This window comes from Candidatus Methylomirabilota bacterium, from assembly GCA_028870115.1.
In the GTDB taxonomy this organism is placed as follows: domain Bacteria; phylum Methylomirabilota; class Methylomirabilia; order Methylomirabilales; family Methylomirabilaceae; genus Methylomirabilis.
On sequence record JAGWQH010000026.1, the window covers coordinates 1 to 1884 of the forward strand.

The following is a 1884-nucleotide window of genomic DNA, read 5'->3' on the forward strand; positions in this document are numbered from 1 at the left end:
AGGTGGAGGTCCAGGCCCGGCAGCCCCATGTCGTGGGGCTCCCTCGCGACGTTCAATCGACCGAGGATCAGGCGTAGTCTTCGGGCATGCTTCGCTTGGATGCCCATGGTTGCTCCACGGAGAAAGAAGCGCTCCAAGCCCTTGTGCCTGAACTTCAGGATTGCCACGGGAGAAGTGTAACACGTAACGTCTCGGGTTGCAATCAGCGAGCAGAGGGGCTGCAGTGGACCGGGATCGCTGTTCTTACCGGTCCAAGTCCGTGACTGCAGATACTGTGAGATTGCCACGGTCGCTCCGCTCCCTCGCAATGACCGCCCGGGGGAGATCATTAGGCGATGTCAGCATAGGTTGGTGTACCGGTGGATGACAGTGATGAATGAGGCTCTTGAAAAGCGCGTCTGGATCGGCACATCGGGCTGGTCGTATCCAAGGGGGCAGGGGAGTTGGAACGGGATCTTCTATCCCGCAAAGCCCAAGAACGAGTTGGAGCTGTACAGCCGGGTCTTTAATGCCGTGGAGGTTAACTCTACCTTCTATCGGTTGCTCGATCCCGAGACGGCGAGGGCGTGGGCCACGATCACGCCCAAGGATTTTGAGTTCGCGATCAAGGTCTGGCAGAAGTTCACACATCCGGGGATGTTCCAGAAGGCGACGGGCGCGGAGCCGGAGGTGACGCAAGCGGACTACGATGACTTCAAGCGAGGCATCAACCCGATTGCCGAGGAATGCAAGCTCGCGTGCCTGCTGATCCAGTTCTCCGAGTGGTTTGCGAGCACGCCTCAGCACCAGGACACGCTTTCCATCCTCCTGCGGCAGTTTCAGGACTACCCCGTGGCGGTTGAGCTACGGCACGCCTCGTGGGGTGAGCATTGCGAGGAGACCAGGGCGCTGCTGGCTGCGTTCGATGCAGGCTGGGCCTACATCGACATGCCGCAGTTGAAGGATACGATTACGCAGGAACTGGAGGCGCAGAGGCTGCTGTACCTGCGCTTCCACGGCAGGAACCGCGAGAAGTGGAGACAGCATGAGACGGCAGAGGAGCGGTATGACTACCTGTACTCAGAAGCGGAACTGAAACCGTTCGCGGAGAAGGTTCGGGAGATTGCAGCGGCTGGGGAGAGCAAGGTATTGATCTTCTTCAACAACCACGTGCGCGGCCAGGCCCCGGCGAACGCCTTAATGCTGGCGCATCAGATCGGATTGCCGCCCACAGCAACCGTGCGGGCGGAGTTCGCCAAGGCGTTTCCCGCGATCAAGGATGCCGTCAAAGAGATTCAGATCCCAGAAGAGAAGGAGTCAAACCAGGGGGCACTGTTTTCTACCTGAACGCCTACTGGGGCAGGTTCGGAATCTTGTGGATGGTCGAGTTGGAGACCGCAAAGGTATGCACCTGCGGCTCACCGTCGATCATGCCTTCGAGCGCCTGCAGCACCCGCGGATAAGTCTCGCGATGATACGCCTCGGCGTTATCGGCCCTATCCCACAGGCTGATGGCTACCGCCTCGCTGCGCTCCCCTGAGACGATAGAAATCTCGTCGTAAAACCCTTCTTGTTCCCTGAGGATGGGGATAATTTCACTCTGCAGTGTCCGGGAATACGCTACCGAGCTGCCCCGGCGAAGCTTCACACATACCTTTCTTGCAAACATACACTTCCTCCAGATTGAAGACGGTTGATGATGGGAATCCAGGTGACCAAAAGGATGAGGACAACCGCGGAACTCCCAGTGGTAGGATTTCAGCTCACATATTCTATTCAGCACGACAGCGTGTGTCAATAAAAATCCTCTGGCCTCGCGTAGGCCAGAGGATGTGAAGACGGGATTTCGGATGAGATCTGAGGCCCGCGCCGCGGGCCGTCTAGTGCTTTCAGCCTGACCCTCGC

General features: G+C 58.4%; 3 protein-coding genes. 1 reads left to right on the plus strand and 2 read right to left on the minus strand.

What is annotated here, in order from left to right; genetic code table 11:
• Positions 1-167: type II toxin-antitoxin system RelE/ParE family toxin (locus KGL31_02260; GenBank protein ID MDE2320729.1), on the minus strand; the 167-nt coding region annotated here is incomplete at its 3' end.
• 205 nt (positions 168-372) lie between these two features.
• Here KGL31_02260 and KGL31_02265 point away from each other — a divergent pair.
• The gene (locus KGL31_02265; protein MDE2320730.1) at positions 373-1326 is read left to right on the plus strand and encodes a DUF72 domain-containing protein; all 954 of its coding nucleotides are present in this window, start codon (positions 373-375) and stop codon (positions 1324-1326) included.
• A 4-nt stretch (positions 1327-1330) separates the two neighbouring features.
• Here the strand turns inward: KGL31_02265 and KGL31_02270 are convergent, their stop codons facing one another.
• Positions 1331-1648: a hypothetical protein gene (locus KGL31_02270; protein MDE2320731.1), complete on the minus strand. Its 318-nt coding sequence runs from the start codon at positions 1646-1648 to the stop codon at positions 1331-1333.
• Positions 1649-1884: the final 236 nt, after the last annotated feature.

Excerpts from the sequence above, each read along its gene's own strand:
- KGL31_02265 (MDE2320730.1), top strand. The coding sequence starts at position 373 with ATGAATGAGGCTCTTGAAAAGCGCGTCTGGATCGGCACATCGGGCTGG.
- KGL31_02270 (MDE2320731.1), bottom strand. The coding sequence starts at position 1,648 with ATGTTTGCAAGAAAGGTATGTGTGAAGCTTCGCCGGGGCAGCTCGGTA.